This is a genomic window from Pseudomonas sp. H11T01 (assembly GCF_048515765.1).
In the GTDB taxonomy this organism is placed as follows: domain Bacteria; phylum Pseudomonadota; class Gammaproteobacteria; order Pseudomonadales; family Pseudomonadaceae; genus Aquipseudomonas.
Genome location: NZ_JBLYED010000001.1, coordinates 357,721 through 374,159, shown reverse-complemented (window position 1 = coordinate 374,159; position 16,439 = coordinate 357,721). Strand labels below are relative to the sequence as shown.

Genomic DNA, 16,439 nt, shown 5'->3' with positions numbered 1-16,439 from the left:
GGTCTTACGCCTGCTGCACAAACGTCAGGCGCAGGGCAAAACCGATCAACAGACTGCCAAACAGCCATTGCTGTACTCGCTGCGCCGAGGGGCTGCGCTCGAGCCATCGTCCGAGCCCGGCCCCGACCAGTGCGTAACAGCTGTCGAATAACAATCCGACGATCACCAGCACCACGCCCAATGTGGCGAACTGCGCCGCCACCGGGCCAGCGTGCGGATCGATGAACTGCGGCAGCAATACCGAGCAGAACAACAAGGCCTTGGGGTTGAGCAGATTGGTCAGCACCCCGCGCTGGATCGCTTCACGCCACTGCAAAGTGGAGGAGGGCGCATCGGCTGTGTTCAGGCTCGGCAGCAGGTTGGAGCGCAGGCACTGAATCCCCAGCCACAACAGGTAGGCGGCCCCCGCGAGGCGCACCACTTCAAAGGTCCAGGGCGCGGCCTTGAACAGCGTCGCCAGGCCCAGCGCCGCCAAGGCCACATGACAGCCCCGGGCAATCGCCAGCCCTACAGCCGTGGCCAACGCTGCGGCTTTGCCCTGACGCGCGCCGGTTTGCAGCAGCAGAATCATGTCCGGGCCCGGCAGCAGATACACCACGGCCAAGGCCAAAAAAAACATCCAGAGCTCTGCCACGTCGCCACCCCATTCGTTATCGATTCGGTGATCAAAGTCTATGCCTGAAGGGCAGGGCAGGTGCTTGCGTAGTCAGCCACCAAAGCAGCTAGACTTGGCACAATCTGCCAACCCATGAATAAAAACAGTCAGGAACTGCCAAGCATGAAACTGGATGCCTACGACCGCCGAATTCTCGCGGCGCTGCAACGGGACGGTCGCCTGAGTAACGTGCAACTGGCCGAGGAGATCGGTCTTTCGGCTTCGCCTTGCTTGCGTCGGGTTCGATTGCTGGAAGAGGCCGGGGTGATTCGCGGCTATCAGGCCAACCTCGACCGCGATGAGGTGGGCCTGGGTTTGACCGTGTTTGTTGGGGTCAAGGTCGAGCGGCACAACGATGCCGAAGCTGAAGCTTTTCGTCAGGCCGTGACGGCGTTGCCCGAGGTGATTTCAGCATTTCTGGTGTCGGGTGAGTCGGATTTTCTGCTGCAAGTGGTGGTGCCGGATTTACGCGGCTATGAACGCTTCCTCACCGGCAGCCTGCTCAAGCTGCCGGGCGTAAGCGACATCCGCAGCAACTTCGCCATCCACACCGTGAAAACCCCAGGGCCGTTACCGTTGGGGCATTTGCCGGATTGATTCAAGCGCTTGCGTTTCTTCAGGCAGAACGCCTCAGCCATATGGCGTCTGCTTCGCAGTCGATCGCGAGCAAGCCCGCTCCCACACTGGATCGCAGTCGTACACAAACTCTGTGTTCGCTGAAGATCAAATGTGGGAGCGGGCTTGCTCGCGATAGCGGCCGAACAGTCGCCGCAGATTTCAGATTGTTGTGGGCTTACTGCGTGGCCCCAAGTGCTCGATGGACTGATCAACCATGGCTTTGGCGATTTCCAGCAGATGCCATACAGCGAAGGCCATGGAGCGCTCGGCGCCTTTGAGGTGATCCCCGCATTCGTAAGCCGTGACTGACGCACAGCGCAGCAGGTCGGCGGTGTAGAGCATCGAGTCTTCGAAACTCACATCCTTGCTGACGTTGTAAAAGCGCAGTTCGTCCGGCGACGAGGGATTGGCATCAGGCAGGTAATAATCCAGGGCGCGATACAGCGTAGCGCGGTCCTTGAGCAGGTCGCGGGTGAAGGCGTTATCCATTGAAGGGGTGACAGGTGGGACGGGTGGATCGGGGACTATTTTGTCCATGGAGGTGCTCCTAAGTCGTTCTGGAGCCGTCACCGTCGCCGCTAAGCGATTGGGTGGCAGCCGTACGCAGGTTAGCGGGCCGGTGACTAGGAACCGGTGCACCCAAGGGTGCCCTGCGCACGGCCACCATAAAGCAGAGGGCCGAAAGAAAGCGCCTTGCTGAAGGGGGCGCTTTGCGCCTAATCACAAACGAACCGCTAAGCCCGGTCACTGAATTTGCAGTGACGGGCGAAGACTAGTCGTGAGATTTGGCAGGCACAAGGCGCAAAGGATTCTCTAGGAAACGTCCTGCAAATTAAAGGGATTTGCCTTGCTGGCCCTTTGAAAACTACGAGTGCTGCGCACTCGATCGCGAGCAAGCCCGCTCCCACATTGAATCTTCGGTGTGCACGCAATGTGTGCCCAAAGCAGATCTAGTGTGGGAGCAGCCGGTCGACGCTCGATTGCTCGCGATAGCGGTGGAACTGCCCACACAGCTCTCGACTCGATGCCACCCTAAATCTGCGTCGCCATCCCCTCCACATTCATCGCCGCCTGACGCAGCGCTTCAGAGCGTGTCGGATGTGGGTGGCAGGTCAGGGCGATGTCTTCGGCCGAGGCGGAAAACTCCATGGCCACGCAGTATTCACCAATCATTTCACTGACGCTCGGCCCCACCAGATGCACGCCCAGCACCTCGTCAGTCACTTCGTCCGCCAGCACTTTGGCAAAGCCTTCAGTCTCGTGGTTGATCTTGGCCCGGCTGTTGGCGGTGAACGGGAATTTGCCAACCTTATAGGCTCGGCCTTCAGCCTTGAGCTGCTCTTCGGTCTTACCGACGCTGGCCAGCTCCGGTTTGGTGTAGATCACGTTGGGGATCACCTCGTAATTGACCTCACCGGCCTTGCCGACGATCTGTTCGATACAGACCATGGCTTCTTCTTCGGCTTTGTGGGCAAGCATCGGCCCGGACGTGACGTCACCGATCACCCAAACACCCTGCGCCTCGGTGCGGTGGCGCTTGTTGCTGAGCATGCCGCGCTTGTCTGTGGTGAGGCCGACGTTTTCCAGACCCAGCCCTTGGGTGTAAGGCCGACGCCCAATGGCCACCAGCACGTAGTCCGCTTCCAGCAACTCGGCGGCACCGCCTGCCGCCGGCTCGATGCTGAGCTGCACACCCGTGGCCGAAGGGGTAGCGCGGGTGACTTTCGAGCTCAATTTGAAGCTGATGCCTTGCTTGCTCAGTGAGCGTTGCAACGTTTTGCCTGCCTCGCCGTCCACGCCCGGGCAGATGCGATCAAGGTACTCGACCACTGTCACCTGCGCGCCTAACCGCCGCCAGACCGAGCCCAATTCGAGGCCGATCACGCCTGCGCCGATCACCACCAGATGCTTGGGCACTTCACTGAGCGACAACGCGCCGGTGGAGTCGAGAATGCGTTTATTGTCGATGTCTACACCCGGCAATGGAGTGGGTTCGGAGCCGGTGGCGATGACGATGTTTTTGGTCAGCAGCTCGGTTTTTCCGCCCTGGCTGTCGGTCACGGTGACCTTGCCCGGGCCGTCGATGTGGCCCCAGCCCTTGACCCAATGGACTTTGTTTTTGCGAAAGAGAAATTCGATACCCTTGGTCAGCCCGGCGACGCTTTCGTCTTTCTGTTTCATCATCTGCGCAAGGTTGAGGGTAGGTTTGACCTCGATCCCCAGGTTGGCGAATTCGCTTCCCATGGCTGCATCGTAGAGCTCGGAGGCGTGCAGCAGAGCCTTGGAAGGCATACAGCCGACATTCAGGCAGGTCCCGCCGAGGGTGGCGCGGCCTTCGACACACACTGCTCTCAAACCCAGCTGGCCCGCGCGGATGGCGGCGTTATAACCGCCGGGGCCACCGCCCAGAATCACGACGTCGTAGATACTCATGGCTGTACTCCTGCAGTGGAATCGATGAGGGAAGGCGCGTTTGACGGTAGATGGTCTTAAAAATTATGCTCGTAATATGTTGCGACTGAACGGCGTTGGTCAAGTGGTCAAATGCCTTCGGGGAGAGGGGTTTGCGCGGCGCCGCTGCAAAGACGAAAGGGATAGGTGTCCGACGAAAAATTCATTACCATCGTTATATCGTAACGAAACGTGACACTTGCGACGGCCTGGGACTTATCCACAGGCTAAAGTGTTAGCAAAGACAAGCGCTGGGGTGGTATGCAAGTCGATCTGGATGCGGATGGGGCGGATGTAGAAGGGCTACCGCGTTTTCAACAAGCGGTATTTCACGCGCGGCGGCTAAAACGAGTCGGCATCGGCCTGGCAGGTTTGGCGGCGGTGGGGCTGGTGCTGGCGTTTTTCGTCGGGCTTTTCGCCCCGCAATCGCTGTGGCCTGCACTGTTGGTCAACCAGGCCTGCGCCCTGTTGGTGGTGGTTGCCGGGCTGCAGTCCGCTTGGTGGGTGACGCAGTGGCGAGGGCGAGCACTGGGCGCTACGGTCGCGCCACCCGCTGAGCCCGTCGCGGATCTCCCGGTTGAAGCGCTCGGCTGGTATGAGCGACTGCTGGCGCGTATTGGCAATGGCTGGGTGCGACTGCTGGCGCAGATTGGCGCTCCGACCTTCTGGTTGTGTGGCTGGGCGCTGTTGGCACTGCTGAGCATCGAACAGGTCTGGAACCTGTCGTTGCCAGGCGCGTCGTTGGGGCTGTCGGCCAGTGTAGGCGCCGCGCTTTCGTTATTGCTGGCCTTCGGTTTACTGGTGTTCGAACGTCAGTTAGCCCAGGAAAACCCCGCTGAGTGGCCCGAAGCCGCGCAGCTTGGGCAATTGATTCGGGTCGCGATCATCTGCCTGGTGCTGAGCGCGTTCTGCCTGTTGTTCGCCAGTGAAACCTCGGTATGGCCCGCGCGTCTCGCGGTGTTGATTGGCCTGCTGCCGGGTTTGGTGGCGATCGAATTGCTGCTGCGCGCCTTGTTGTCGCTGTTCAGTCCGCGCCGTGAACAGCTCGAACCACGGCTATTGGCGCACAGTTTTGTCGCCGGCATGTTGCGCTGGCCACCGCAGCCCCTACAGGCGCTGCAGCACGAATTGCACAACCGCTTCGGCATCGACCTCAGGCAGATTTGGGCTTTCACCTATATGCGCCGCGCATTCCTGCCGGTGCTGATGGTGGTGCTGGCGGTTGGCTGGCTGCTCACCGGTATTCACGAAATTCCTCTGCAAGGGCGGGGGATTTATGAGCGTTTCGGCAAACCAGTCGAGGTCTTCGGGCCGGGACTGCACGCTGGATTGCCCTGGCCTGTGGGCCGCGTGCTGAGCGTCGAGAACGGCGTGGTGCATGAGTTGGCGACCAGCGTCGGTGAAGCGACTGTCGCAACATTGCCAGAGCCTGCGGAAGGTCCCGCGCCGTTGATTGCCAATCGGCTATGGGATGCCAGCCATGTGAACGACAAATCCCAGGTCATCGCCAGCAGCAGTGCCGACAAACAGAGCTTCCAGATCGTCAACATGGACGTGCGTTTTGTCTATCGTATCGGCCTGACCGATCAGGCCGCACTGGCGGCAACTTATAACAGTGCGGATGTACCGACGCTCATTCGCAGCACCGCCAGCCGGATTCTGGTTCACGATTTCGCCTCGCGCACCCTCGACGGTTTGCTGGGGGCGGATCGCACCACCCTTGCCGACGACATCGGTCGCGCGGTGCAGGCTGACTTGCAGAAGCTCGACAGCGGCGTGGAAATTCTTGCCACGGTGGTGGAAGCGATTCACCCACCGGCTGGTGCGGCCAACGCTTACCACGGTGTGCAAGCTGCGCAGATTGGTGCCCAGGCATTGATCTCCCGTGAGCGCGGGGCTGCCAGCGAGCAGACCAACGAGGCGCAATTGCAGGCCAGTGTCGCCCGCGATCAAGCGCTCGCCACCGCCCGTGAAGTCAACGCCGCCGCTCAGGCCGCCGACCTGCGTTTTGCCGCCGAGCAAAAAGCCTATGCCTCGGCCGGCCAAGCCTTTGTGCTCGAGCAGTACTTCAGTCAGCTGACCCTGGGCCTGGCCAATGCCAAGCTGCTTATTCTCGATCATCGTCTGGGCGGCAACAACGCGCCGACCATCGATCTACGCACATTCACGTTACCGGTTGACCCTGCGGCGCCGCGTAAAGCCGTTCAGTCAGGAGCCGCTAAATGAGCCAGCCTCATTCCCACGATCAGCATGATCACCAAGACCACGCCGGCCACGATCATGGCCATGGCGGGCATCATCACGGCCACCACCATCATCACCATGGTGACCCGCAAGAGGCGGGGCCGTTTCCATGGCGGCGTATGGCTTGGGCGGCGTTGCTGGTGGTGGTTGCCATCGCAACCGCGAGCCTGGTGCAAGTGCGTTCCGGCGAAGCCACGGTCATCACTCGCTTCGGTAACCCCTCGCGGGTGCTGCTGGAGCCGGGTCTCGGTTGGCGCTGGCCGGCACCGTTCGAAGCGGCGATCCCGGTGGATTTGCGTCTGCGCACTACTTCCAGCGGTTTGCAGGATGTCGGTACGCGCGATGGTTTGCGGATCATTATTCAGGCCTACGTGGCGTGGCAGGTGCAGGGCGATCCGGACAACGTGCAACGCTTTATGCGTGCAGTACAGAATCAGCCGGACGAAGCGGCCAGGCAGATTCGAACCTTTGTTGGCTCGGCGCTGGAAACCACGGCCAGCAGTTTTGACCTGGTCAATCTGGTGAACACCGACGCCAACCAGGTCCACATCGCCGACTTCGAAGCGCAGCTGCGCAAGCAGATCGATCAGCAGTTGCTGACCACGTATGGCGTGCGTGTGCTGCAAGTCGGCATCGAGCGTTTGACCCTGCCGTCGGTGACCCTGACCGCCACCGTCGACCGCATGCGCGCCGAGCGTGAAACCATTGCCACCGAACGCACTGCCATCGGCAAACGTGAAGCGGCACAGATTCGTTCGGCTGCCGAGCGTGATGCGCGAATTGTGCAGGCCGATGCCACGGTGAAAGCGGCCGATATCGAAGCCCAATCGCGGGTCGAAGCCGCGCAGATTTATGGCCGTGCTTACGCCGGTTCACCGCAGCTGTATAACTTGCTGCGTTCGCTGGACACCCTGGGCACTGTGGTCACGCCGGGCACCAAGTTGATATTGCGCACCGATGCGGCGCCATTCCGGGTGTTGATTGATGGTCCGCCGAGCCTCGGTGCCAAGGCCGAGTCGCAGCCATGAGTAACGTTCCACGTGGAACACATGACGTCAGCAGTCCGTGGATTCAGGCTGGCCGTTTGACCTTTCTTGCACTGTACGCGGTGACGGTGTTGGCGGCAGTAGCTTGGGCATTCTCCAACGTGCGACAGATCGATCCGCAAAATCGCGCAGTGGTGTTGCACTTCGGCGCGCTGGATCGCATTCAAAATGCCGGATTGTTGTTGGCTTGGCCGCGTCCGTTCGAACAGGTCGTTTTGTTGCCAGCGGCGGACCGGGTGATCGAGCGCCGTGTGGAGAACCTGCTGCGTTCCGACGAGGCGCTAAAAGGCGATCGAGTCGCGAGTTTCGCCACGCCGCTGAGTGATGCATTGGCCGGTTCCGGTTACTTACTCACCGGTGATGCCGGTGTGGTGCAACTGGATGTGCGGGTCTTCTACAAAGTCACCGAGCCCTATGCATTCGTACTGCAAGGCGAGCATGTGCTGCCGGCATTGGATCGTCTGGTGACCCGCAGTGCGGTGGCGCTGACTGCCGCGCGAGATCTGGACACGATTCTGGTGGCGCGCCCGGAATTGATTGGCGCTGATAACCAGGCCGCCGAGCGTCGCGAACGGCTGCGCGGGGATCTGGTGCAGGGCATCAATCAACGCTTGGCCGAACTGACTGCGACCGGGCAGGGGCTGGGGATCGAAGTGGCGCGTGTTGACGTGCAATCGAGTTTGCCGGGGCCTGCTGTGAATGCGTTTAACGCGGTGTTGACCGCCAGCCAACAGGCCGACAAAGCCGTGGCGAACGCGCGAACCGACGCCGAAAAACTCAGCCAGACCGCCACCCAACTAGCCGACCGTACGCTGCAAGTTGCTCACGCCCGAGCCAGCGAACGCTTGGCCAAAGCGTCGGCTGACACAGCGACGGTACAGAGCCTGGCCCAGTCGCAGCAGAAGGGCACCGACCCGGAAATGCTCCTGCGGATCTACCGCGAGCGTCTGCCGAAAATCCTCGGCCAGGCCGGGTCGGTGACCACGGTCGATCCTAAAGACGATTCCCGCCTGATCATTCAGGGAGCCGAACAATGACTGCCCACTCTGCTGCCGCACAACCTGCGGCGAGCATGCTGACATCTACCGAACAACGCAGCGCCGCGCGCCAATTGACCCTGGCCATGCTCGCCCTCGGCTTGCTGGCGCTCGGCTTGGTCTGGCGTTGGTTGGCGCCGGAGCAAAACGGCGTTAGCCAGTTACTGCTGGGGTTTGCCTCGTTGCTGGTGGCTGTGCCGGTCATGCGTTCGGCCTGGTACAGCTTGCGTTACCCAAGCTTGCACGGCATCACCGATCAGCTGATCGCCCTGGCGATGATGGGCGCTTGGGCCACCGGCGACTTGCTGACCGCGGCCTTGCTGCCGATCATCATGATCTTCGGCCATGTGCTGGAAGAGCGCAGTGTGATCGGTTCCCAGGAAGCCATTCATGCCCTGGGCAAGTTGACGCGCAGCCATGCGCGGCGGGTGCAGGCCGACGGCACCATTGTCGAAGTCGACAACACCCTGCTCAAGACTGGTGATCTGGTAGAAGTGCGGGCCGGTGACCGGGTACCGGCCGATGGTCTGGTGCTTTCCGGACAAGCCAGCCTCGACACCGCGCCGATCACCGGCGAGTCGGTGCCGTTGGAGGCGAGTGTCGGCATGCAGGTGTTCGGCGGGGCGATTAACCTCGATGGCTTGCTGCGCATTGAAGTCACCCGCACGGGCACTGAATCGACCTTGGGCAAAGTCATTGCGCTGATGCAAAGCGCCGAGCGCTCGAAGCCGCCGATTACTCGTCTGCTCGAACGTTATGCCGGCAGCTACATGGTGCTGGTCTTGCTGCTGGCGGCCGTCACCTGGTTTATCAGCAACGATGCGCAGGCGATGTTGGCGGTGTTGGTGGCGGCCTGTCCTTGCGCCTTGGTGTTGTCGGCGCCGGCCACTGCGATTGCCGGGATCGCCGTGGCGGCGCGTCACGGGATCCTGATTCGCAGCTCGGCGTTCCTCGAAGAGCTGGCGGATCTGACCTCGCTGGTAGTGGACAAGACCGGCACCCTGACGTTTGGCACCCTGCGTTTGCAGTCAATCGACAGCCCGATCGAGGATCGCAGCCCATTGCTGAAACTGGCCGCCAGCCTTGGCTCCGCCAGCAGCCATCCGGTCAGCCGTGCGTTGGCCAGTCTGGTGACACAGGAACATTTTTTGGTGCTGTCGGATATCCGCGAGCGCCAAGGCTTGGGGGTGGTGGCACAAACGGAGCAGGGCGAGGCGGCACTCGGTCGTCCGGAGCTGTTCAGCCAATTGGGCATTGCGACGTCCGCCGTGCCCGAGCATGACGGCCCAATCGCCGGGTTGGCGCTGAACGCAGAATTTCTCGGTTGGCTGCTGTTGGCAGACAGTGTCAAACCCGAAGCGCGCCATGCACTGAGCGAGCTGCGTGAACTGGGTCTGGGGCGGCAATTGCTGCTCACTGGGGATCGCCAAAGTGTGGCCCACAGCCTGGCCCATGAAGTCGGAATCAGCGATGTCGAAGCCCAGGCGTTGCCTGAAGACAAACTCAACCGCGTGCTGCAAGAAATCGACAGCGGTTTTCGACCGATGGTGGTGGGCGACGGGATCAACGATTCGCTCGCACTCAAGGCCGGAGTGGTCGGTGTGGCCATGGGCGCGGGTGGGGCGGATATCGCCTTGGCCTCGGCGGATATCGTGCTGATTGGTAGCGATTTGCGGCGCCTGGGCACCTGCGTACGGTTGAGTCGCCAGTGTCGGCAAACGCTGCAGGTCAACGTGATCATCGGTTTGGGCTGGACCCTGGCAATCGTCGCGTTTGCCGCGTTCGGCTGGCTCGGGGCGGCGGGAGCAATGATTGCTGCGGTGCTGCATAACCTCAGCACCTTGCTGGTACTGGGCAACGCAGGTCGTTTGCTGCGTTTCCAGGAGCCATTGCTCAAGCTCAAGGACGACGTCTGATCGAGCGCGCAATTCTGTCGTGATCGACTCTTCCGAACTGTGCAGCAAGTTGACAGTCTCTAGTGAAGAGGCTGCACCAAATCAAACTGTAACCCGCCTGAAACACTGGGTTTAGGGCGGTTTGATCAGCCTCACGGATCATAGATAAAGGCTATGAATTCGATAGCCTGCTAATTTTCATGGATGGTCTACCCTCACATCAGACGTCTGAAACAAGGGGGTTTTTCCATGCTCGCGCAATTGCCACCGGCCTTACAGAATCTGCAGCTACCGTTACGCCTCAGACTCTGGGATGGCCATGAGATTAATCTGGGCCCCGCGCCCAGCGTCACCATTGTGGTCAAGGACCCACAATTGGTTGCTCAATTCACCCATCCCAACCTGAACCTGTTGGGGGCCGCGTTCGTAGAAGGCAAACTGGAACTCGAAGGCTCGATCAATGAGGTCATTCGGGTCTGCGATGAGTGGAGCCAGGCGCTGCTGGATGAGAGCGATGACAACCAACCTGTGCGCGTCGTCCACGACAAAGACACCGATGCGGCGGCCATTTCCTACCATTACGACCTGTCCAATGCCTTCTATCAGCTCTGGCTCGATAGCGACATGGCGTATTCCTGCGCCTATTTTGAGACCGGCAGCGAGACCCTTGAACAAGCCCAACAAGCCAAGTTCCGGCATCTGTGTCGTAAGTTGCGCCTGCAGCCTGGTGAATACCTGCTGGATGTCGGTTGCGGCTGGGGTGGTCTGGCGCGCTACGCCGCTCGGGAATTTGGGGCGAGGGTGTTCGGGATTACCCTGAGCAAAGCACAGTTGGCGCTGGCTCGGGAGCGGGTGGCTGCTGAGGGCCTGGAGGATCTGGTCGAGCTTCAGTTGCTCGATTACCGTGACCTGCCGCAGGACGGACGTTTCGACAAGGTGGTGAGTGTCGGCATGTTCGAGCACGTAGGCCATGCGAATCTGGCGCAGTACTGCAAGACCCTATACGGCGCGGTACGCGAGGGCGGGCTGGTGATGAACCATGGCATCACCGCCAAGCACATCGACGGCCGGCCAGTCGGGCGCGGCGCTGGTGAGTTTATCGAGCGCTATGTGTTCCCCAACGGCGAGCTGCCGCATCTGTCGATGATTTCGGCCGAGATCAGCGATGCGGGGCTGGAAATCGTCGACGTCGAAAGCCTGCGTCTGCATTACGCTCGTACCCTGGACCATTGGAGCGAGCGTTTGGAGGACAACCTGGAAGCCGCTTCCAAACAAGTACCGGAGCAGGTCCTGCGCATCTGGCGGTTGTACCTTGCCGGTTGCGCTTATGCGTTCGCCAAAGGCCGGATCAATCTGCACCAGATCCTCGCGGTCAAGACCCATGCCGACGGTAGCCATGAGCTGCCATGGACGCGCGACGATATCTATAACCCTTAAAGAATCGGCGATATAAGCCGGGCGACCCGCATGCCAAGCTGTTGCAGGCGGTGGGTCTCCCGGCCTTCTCCCTTGGCGATTTCGTGAGCCAGGGCGAAGTCGTCGTTGAGCATGAGTTCCACCTCGGCGGCGAATTGGCTGTCGACGGTCAGCAGCATCACTTCGAAGTTGAGCCGGAACGAACGGTTGTCCAGATTCGCGCTGCCGATGGCGCTGATTTCGCTGTCGATCAACACCACTTTCTGATGCAGAAAACCTGGTCCATAACGGAACATCCGCACCCCGGCCCGCACCGCTTCGAAAGCGAAGAGACTGGACGCAGCGTATACAACGCGGTGGTCCGGTCGCGACGGCAGCAGAATCCGCACATCCACACCACGCAACACCGCCAGGCGCAGCGCGGCGAATACCGCTTCGTCGGGAATGAAATACGGGCTGGTGATCCACACCCGTTCAGTCGCGGCATGGATGGCTTCGACGAAAAACAGCGAGCAGGTTTCGTAAGGGTCTGCCGGGCCGCTGGCCATCAACTGGCAGAGCACGCCGTCGTCCGGGTAGGTGTCGGGCAGGATCAACGGCGGTAGCTGTCGCGAAGCCCAGAACCAGTCTTCAGCGAACGACTCCTGCATGCAGGCCACCACCGGGCCGCTGACTTTGACGTGGGTGTCGCGCCAGGGCGCCAGTGGCGGTTTCTTACCCATGTACTCGTCGCCGACGTTGTGCCCACCGACGAAGCCCAGCAGGCCGTCGACCACGACAATTTTGCGGTGATTGCGAAAATTGATCTGGAAGCGATTGAGCCAGCCGCTGCGGGTCGCGAAGGCTTTGACCTGCACACCGGCCTCGCGCATCGGTTGAACGTAGCTGTTGGGCAGGGAATGGCTGCCGATTCGGTCGTAGAGCACGTAAATAGCGACGCCTTCAGCGGCTTTTTCCATCAGCAGGGCCTGCATGCGGCGGCCCAGCTGGTCGTCATTAATGATGAAAAACTGGATCAATACAGCTTCGCGGGCGTTACGTATGGCATCGAAAATGGCTGTAAAAGTGGCTTCGCCATTGATCAGCAGGCGTACCTGATTACTCGCCAGGCACGGCATGCGCCCCAGTTTCGGCATGGCTCGTAGCGAAGCGTAGGCGTTCGAGGCGCGGGCGGTTAGCGCCTCTTCGACCCAAGGACGCCAGTTCAGATCTGCGATGGCTTTGCGCATTTCCTCGTTGGCCTGGCGCCTTGCCTTGATATAGGCGTCGAAAGTGCTGCGGCCAAAGACCAGGTAGGGGATAAGGGTCAGATAAGGAATGAACAACAGTGACAGGGCCCAGGCAATGGCGCCTTGGGCAGTCCTGACGGTGAATACGGCATGGATGGCGGCGATCATGCCTAGCGAGTGAATAGTGGCGATCAGGTAACCGAAAATATGCGGGCCAAAGTAATCCATGGGACAGCCTTGCTCCTGAAAATTCAATGCTTAACAGACCATGTTCCACGGCGAATGTCGCTATTTAATTCGCCATGCAACCGAAGTAGATTGTTGACGTCTAACGGCCACTATCCTCTAGGAGTTACTCGATGAACGTTCGTCTGCTGGGTTTGGCCATGGCTGTTGGCTTGTCGCTTCCTCTGGCCGCTCAGGCGCAGATGCTGCAGCCAGGGTTATGGGAATTAACCTCGAGCAATATGAAAGTCGATGACCAGAATCTGCCGGATCTGCAGTTGATCCTCGGCCAGTTGCAGAGCCAGATGACTCCACAGCAACGGGCCGCGCTGGAGCAGCAGGGCATCACCATGGGCGGCAAAGGTATTCGAGCGTGTCTGACTCAGGCTCAAGTGCAGTCCGACAACATCCCGCTGACGGATCCACAATCAGGCTGCAAGCAGGAAATCACCGACCGCACCGGCAATCAGTGGAAATTTCGCTTCAGCTGCCCGAAAGCGCAGGGCACCGGTGTCGCCACTTTCGTTAGTGATCGAGAGTTCACCACCAAGGTCGACGGCACCTTCAATGCCACCGGTATCCAGCAGAAGGGCAGCATGGATACCCGCGCGGTGTGGATGGGGCAGGATTGCGGAACGGTCAAACCAAGGGCTTGATTCGTACGATGATCGTTTGATCGTTCCCACGCTCCCGCGTGGGAATGCCTCACTGGACGCGCAGCAATCGTTCTTGAATGTGACGCGGAGCATCACGGGCTGCATTCCTTTGCGACGCGTGGGAACGATCTAAACACTCCCGGTACTCAAATTTCATCGTACTCAGCGAACAGTGGCTAACGCATAAACCGCAGCGGAAAACCCTGGCAGCCGTCATAAAGACGATCGGTGTGCCAGGCAATTTGCCCCGAGACCAACGTGGTGCTGACGCTGTGACGAAATCGCCGCTCGGCAAATGGCGTCCAGCCGCATTGAGCGATGATCGGTTGCTGGGCAACGGCTTTTCCATCGGGTTCGGGCTGGATCAGCACCAGATCAGCCCAATAGCCTTCGCGCAGGTATCCGCGGTCGGGAATGGCGAACAGGTCGGCAACCCGGTGACTGGTTTTTTCCACCAGTGTAGTCAGTGGCAGAAGTTCATCTGCCACCAGTTCCATCAGCGCGGGGAGGGCATGTTGCACCAGCGGCAGTCCGGACGGTGCCTGGTGATAGGGCAGTTGCTTCTCGGCCCAGGTATGCGGCGCGTGGTCGCTACCGATTACGTCCAGCCGGTTGCACAGCAGCGCTTGGCGCAGGGCATCGCGATCGGCCTGAGTCTTGATCGCCGGATTGCACTTGATCAGGTTGCCAAGGCGCAGGTAGTCGCGATCATCGAACAACAAATGGTGCAGGCAGACTTCGGCGGTGATGCGTTTCTCGGCCAGCGGTTTGTCTTCGAACAAAGCCAGTTCGCGTGCGGTGGTCAGGTGCAAAACGTGCAGTCGGGTGCCGTGACGCTTGGCCAGATCCACGGCCATCGAGGAAGAGCGAAAGCAGGCTTCGGCATTGCGGATCAGCGGATGGGCTCCCGCTGGAACCGCATCGCCGAACAGTCCCCGCAGATTGCTTTCGTTGGCCTTGATGCTGGGTGTGTGCTCGCAATGGGCGAGCAGGAGGGTCGGCACTTCGGCGAACAGGCGCTCGAGAATCCGTGGGTCGTCCACCAGCATGTTGCCGGTGGAGGCGCCCATAAACACTTTTACCCCGGCCACTGAACAGGGATCGAGGGCTGCAACGGTATCGAGGTTGTCGTTACTGACGCCGAAGTGAAAGCCGTAATTGGCCACTGAACTGATCGCTGCGCGGCGCTTCTTGTCGGCCAGTGCGGCGAGGGTCAGGGTCGCTGGTCGGGTATTGGGCATGTCCATGAAACTGGTGATGCCACCGGCCACGGCGGCCCGCGACTCGGTGTAGAAACTGCCTTTGTCTGGCGCGCCAGGATCACGGAAATGTACCTGGTCGTCGATCATCCCTGGCAGCAGCCATTGGCCCTTGGCGTCGATTTCCATTGCCGCGTTTTCGCCCTCGATGCTGCTGGCAATCTTTACGATGCGACCGTGGTCCACCAGCAGATCGCCGTCGAACTCACGACCTTCATTGACCAACCGGGCATTGCGAATCAGCACACTGCTCATGTTCAAAACTCGTTCTGCAGGGCTTTGTAACCGCGAACCAGATCGACGTTAGTCCGCGCCACATCTTCGGAGAATTCCGAAGCACTGACGCTGACAGGCGGGAACTGGGTGAGGTCGGTCTTGGGCCCGATTCGGGCGGTCGACGGCACGTAAAAGTCTTCGGGCAAGTCCCGACCATCGACCACCGAGTTGTGCCGCACCACGCAGCCATCGCCCACCACGCAGTTGAACAACACGCTATTGAAGCCGATGAACACCCGGTTGCCGACGGTGCACGGGCCGTGAACGATGGAGCGGTGGGCGATGGAACTGTACTCGCCGATGGTTACCGCCGCGCCGGATTTGGAGTGAATAACCACCCCGTCCTGGATGTTCGAATTGGCGCCGATGGTGATCGGTTCCATCTCGCCCACGTCGTCCACTTCATCGGCGCGAATCACTGCGTAGGGGCCGACGAAGACGTTCTCGCCAATCACTACTTTGCCGCAGATGATCGCGGTCTTATCCACATAGGCGGACCCGGCGATCACCGGTAGATCGCCTGACGGGTTCTTACGGATCATGGTGTGCTCAAGGCGTCGTACAGAGTGTTGAGGTTGTATTCGAACAGCCCGGCGAAGGTGCTCGCTGGACCTTCGGCGGCGAGGGCGTCGGAGTACAAGGTGCCGCCGATATGCGCTCCGCTCTCTTCTGCAATCTGCTTGAGCAGACGTGCGTCCTTGATGTTTTCCATGAACACCGCTTTGACCTTGGCCTGGCGGATCTGGGTGATCAGCGCCGCGACTTCGGCGGCCGACGGTTCGCGCTCGGTGGACAGACCTTGAGGTGCAATGAAGTCGATACCGTAGGCCTGACCGAGATAGCCGAAAGCATCATGGGAGGTGACGATCTTGCGATTGCCCGGCGGCAGGGAGCCGAGCTTGGTTTTGGCGTCGGCCAGCAAGCGGTAGATCTGTTTCAGATAGGTTTGGCTGTTGCGCTCGTAGTCGGCTTTGTTCGCCGGATCCGCCGCGACCAGCGCCTTGGTGATGTTGCTCACATAGAGTTCGGTGTTTGCCAGATTGTGCCAGGCGTGCGGGTCGGGAATGGTTTCACCGTCTTCATTCAGCGTCCGTGGGATGACGCCATGGCTGGCGGTGATTACCGAGGTTTTGGTCTCGGTGCTAGTGACCAGGCGATCCAGCCATGGCTCGAAACCCAGGCCATTCTTGATGATCAGCCTGGCCTTGAGCAGCGCTTTGGCGTCGTCTGGGGTTGGCTCATAGGTGTGGGCGTCGGCGTCCGGACCGACCATGTTAGTGATCTGAATGTGCTCGCCGCCGACCTGATGGGTCATGTCGGCGAGGATGCTGAAGCTGGTGACCACCTGAAGTTTCTCTGCCGCCGAGGCTGTCGAGAGCGACAACGGCAGCAGCAGACTGAACAGCACGAGTAGGGCGCGCATCGGGAAACA

General features: G+C 60.3%; 14 protein-coding genes. 7 read left to right on the top strand and 7 right to left on the bottom strand.

What is annotated here, in order from left to right; translation table 11 throughout:
* Positions 1-4: 4 nt before the first annotated feature.
* Positions 5-634 carry a LysE family translocator gene (locus ACN1C3_RS01850; RefSeq protein ID WP_419114071.1) on the bottom strand — a complete coding sequence of 210 codons (630 nt, stop codon included), beginning with the start codon at positions 632-634 and terminating at the stop codon, positions 5-7.
* 144 nt (positions 635-778) lie between these two features.
* On the opposite strand from ACN1C3_RS01850, the gene ACN1C3_RS01845 reads away from it, so the two are divergent.
* Positions 779-1,252 (top strand): Lrp/AsnC family transcriptional regulator, encoded by a 474-nt coding sequence (locus ACN1C3_RS01845; RefSeq protein ID WP_419114070.1) that lies wholly within the window; start codon positions 779-781, stop codon positions 1,250-1,252.
* Between the two features lie 180 nt (positions 1,253-1,432).
* Here ACN1C3_RS01845 and ACN1C3_RS01840 read toward each other — a convergent pair whose 3' ends face one another.
* A complete protein-coding gene (locus ACN1C3_RS01840; RefSeq protein ID WP_419114069.1) occupies positions 1,433-1,810 on the bottom strand; it encodes a DUF6124 family protein in 378 nt (125 codons plus the stop codon).
* A 495-nt stretch (positions 1,811-2,305) separates the two neighbouring features.
* A complete protein-coding gene (gene lpdA / locus ACN1C3_RS01835; protein ID WP_419114068.1) occupies positions 2,306-3,706 on the bottom strand; it encodes a dihydrolipoyl dehydrogenase in 1,401 nt (466 codons plus the stop codon).
* 279 nt (positions 3,707-3,985) lie between these two features.
* On the opposite strand from lpdA, the gene hflK (ACN1C3_RS01830) reads away from it, so the two are divergent.
* The 5 genes from hflK (ACN1C3_RS01830) to cfaB all read left to right on the top strand — a co-directional run bounded on the left by hflK (ACN1C3_RS01830) (position 3,986) and on the right by cfaB (position 11,383).
* On the top strand, positions 3,986-5,950 hold the full coding sequence (gene hflK / locus ACN1C3_RS01830; protein ID WP_419114067.1) for a protease modulator HflK: 1,965 nt from the start codon (positions 3,986-3,988) through the stop codon (positions 5,948-5,950).
* A complete protein-coding gene (gene hflC, locus ACN1C3_RS01825; RefSeq protein ID WP_419114066.1) occupies positions 5,947-6,996 on the top strand; it encodes a protease modulator HflC in 1,050 nt (349 codons plus the stop codon). Before hflK (ACN1C3_RS01830) ends, hflC begins: the two co-directional genes overlap by 4 nt.
* Positions 6,993-8,051, top strand: coding sequence for a protease modulator HflK (hflK, locus tag ACN1C3_RS01820; RefSeq protein ID WP_419114065.1), 1,059 nt, complete (start codon positions 6,993-6,995; stop codon positions 8,049-8,051). The genes hflC and hflK (ACN1C3_RS01820) overlap by 4 nt, the downstream gene beginning before the upstream one ends.
* Positions 8,048-9,967, top strand: a complete 1,920-nt coding sequence (locus tag ACN1C3_RS01815; RefSeq protein WP_419114064.1) for a cation-translocating P-type ATPase — start codon at positions 8,048-8,050, stop codon at positions 9,965-9,967. Before hflK (ACN1C3_RS01820) ends, ACN1C3_RS01815 begins: the two co-directional genes overlap by 4 nt.
* 228 nt (positions 9,968-10,195) lie before the next feature.
* Entirely contained in the window at positions 10,196-11,383 is a 1,188-nt protein-coding gene (gene cfaB, locus ACN1C3_RS01810; protein ID WP_419114063.1) for a C17 cyclopropane fatty acid synthase CfaB, read from the top strand.
* Here the strand turns inward: cfaB and cls are convergent.
* A complete protein-coding gene (cls, locus tag ACN1C3_RS01805) occupies positions 11,380-12,819 on the bottom strand; it encodes a cardiolipin synthase (protein ID WP_419114062.1) in 1,440 nt (479 codons plus the stop codon). The two genes, cfaB and cls, sit on opposite strands and share 4 nt — an antisense overlap.
* A gap of 131 nt (positions 12,820-12,950) precedes the next feature.
* Here cls and ACN1C3_RS01800 point away from each other — a divergent pair, with 131 nt between their 5' ends.
* The gene (locus ACN1C3_RS01800; RefSeq protein ID WP_419114061.1) at positions 12,951-13,472 is read left to right on the top strand and encodes a DUF3617 domain-containing protein; all 522 of its coding nucleotides are present in this window, start codon (positions 12,951-12,953) and stop codon (positions 13,470-13,472) included.
* Positions 13,473-13,648: 176 nt separating this feature from the next.
* Here ACN1C3_RS01800 and ACN1C3_RS01795 read toward each other — a convergent pair whose 3' ends face one another.
* From ACN1C3_RS01795 to ACN1C3_RS01785, 3 genes are read right to left on the bottom strand one after another with little or no spacing between them, the layout of a single operon-like run.
* Positions 13,649-14,986, bottom strand: a complete 1,338-nt coding sequence (locus ACN1C3_RS01795) for a dihydroorotase (RefSeq protein WP_419114060.1) — start codon at positions 14,984-14,986, stop codon at positions 13,649-13,651.
* 2 nt (positions 14,987-14,988) lie between these two features.
* On the bottom strand, positions 14,989-15,549 hold the full coding sequence (locus ACN1C3_RS01790; RefSeq protein ID WP_419114059.1) for a carbonate dehydratase: 561 nt from the start codon (positions 15,547-15,549) through the stop codon (positions 14,989-14,991).
* Complete coding sequence (locus ACN1C3_RS01785) at positions 15,546-16,430, bottom strand: metal ABC transporter substrate-binding protein (protein ID WP_419114058.1); 885 nt, start codon at positions 16,428-16,430, stop codon at positions 15,546-15,548. The genes ACN1C3_RS01790 and ACN1C3_RS01785 overlap by 4 nt, the downstream gene beginning before the upstream one ends.
* Positions 16,431-16,439: the final 9 nt, after the last annotated feature.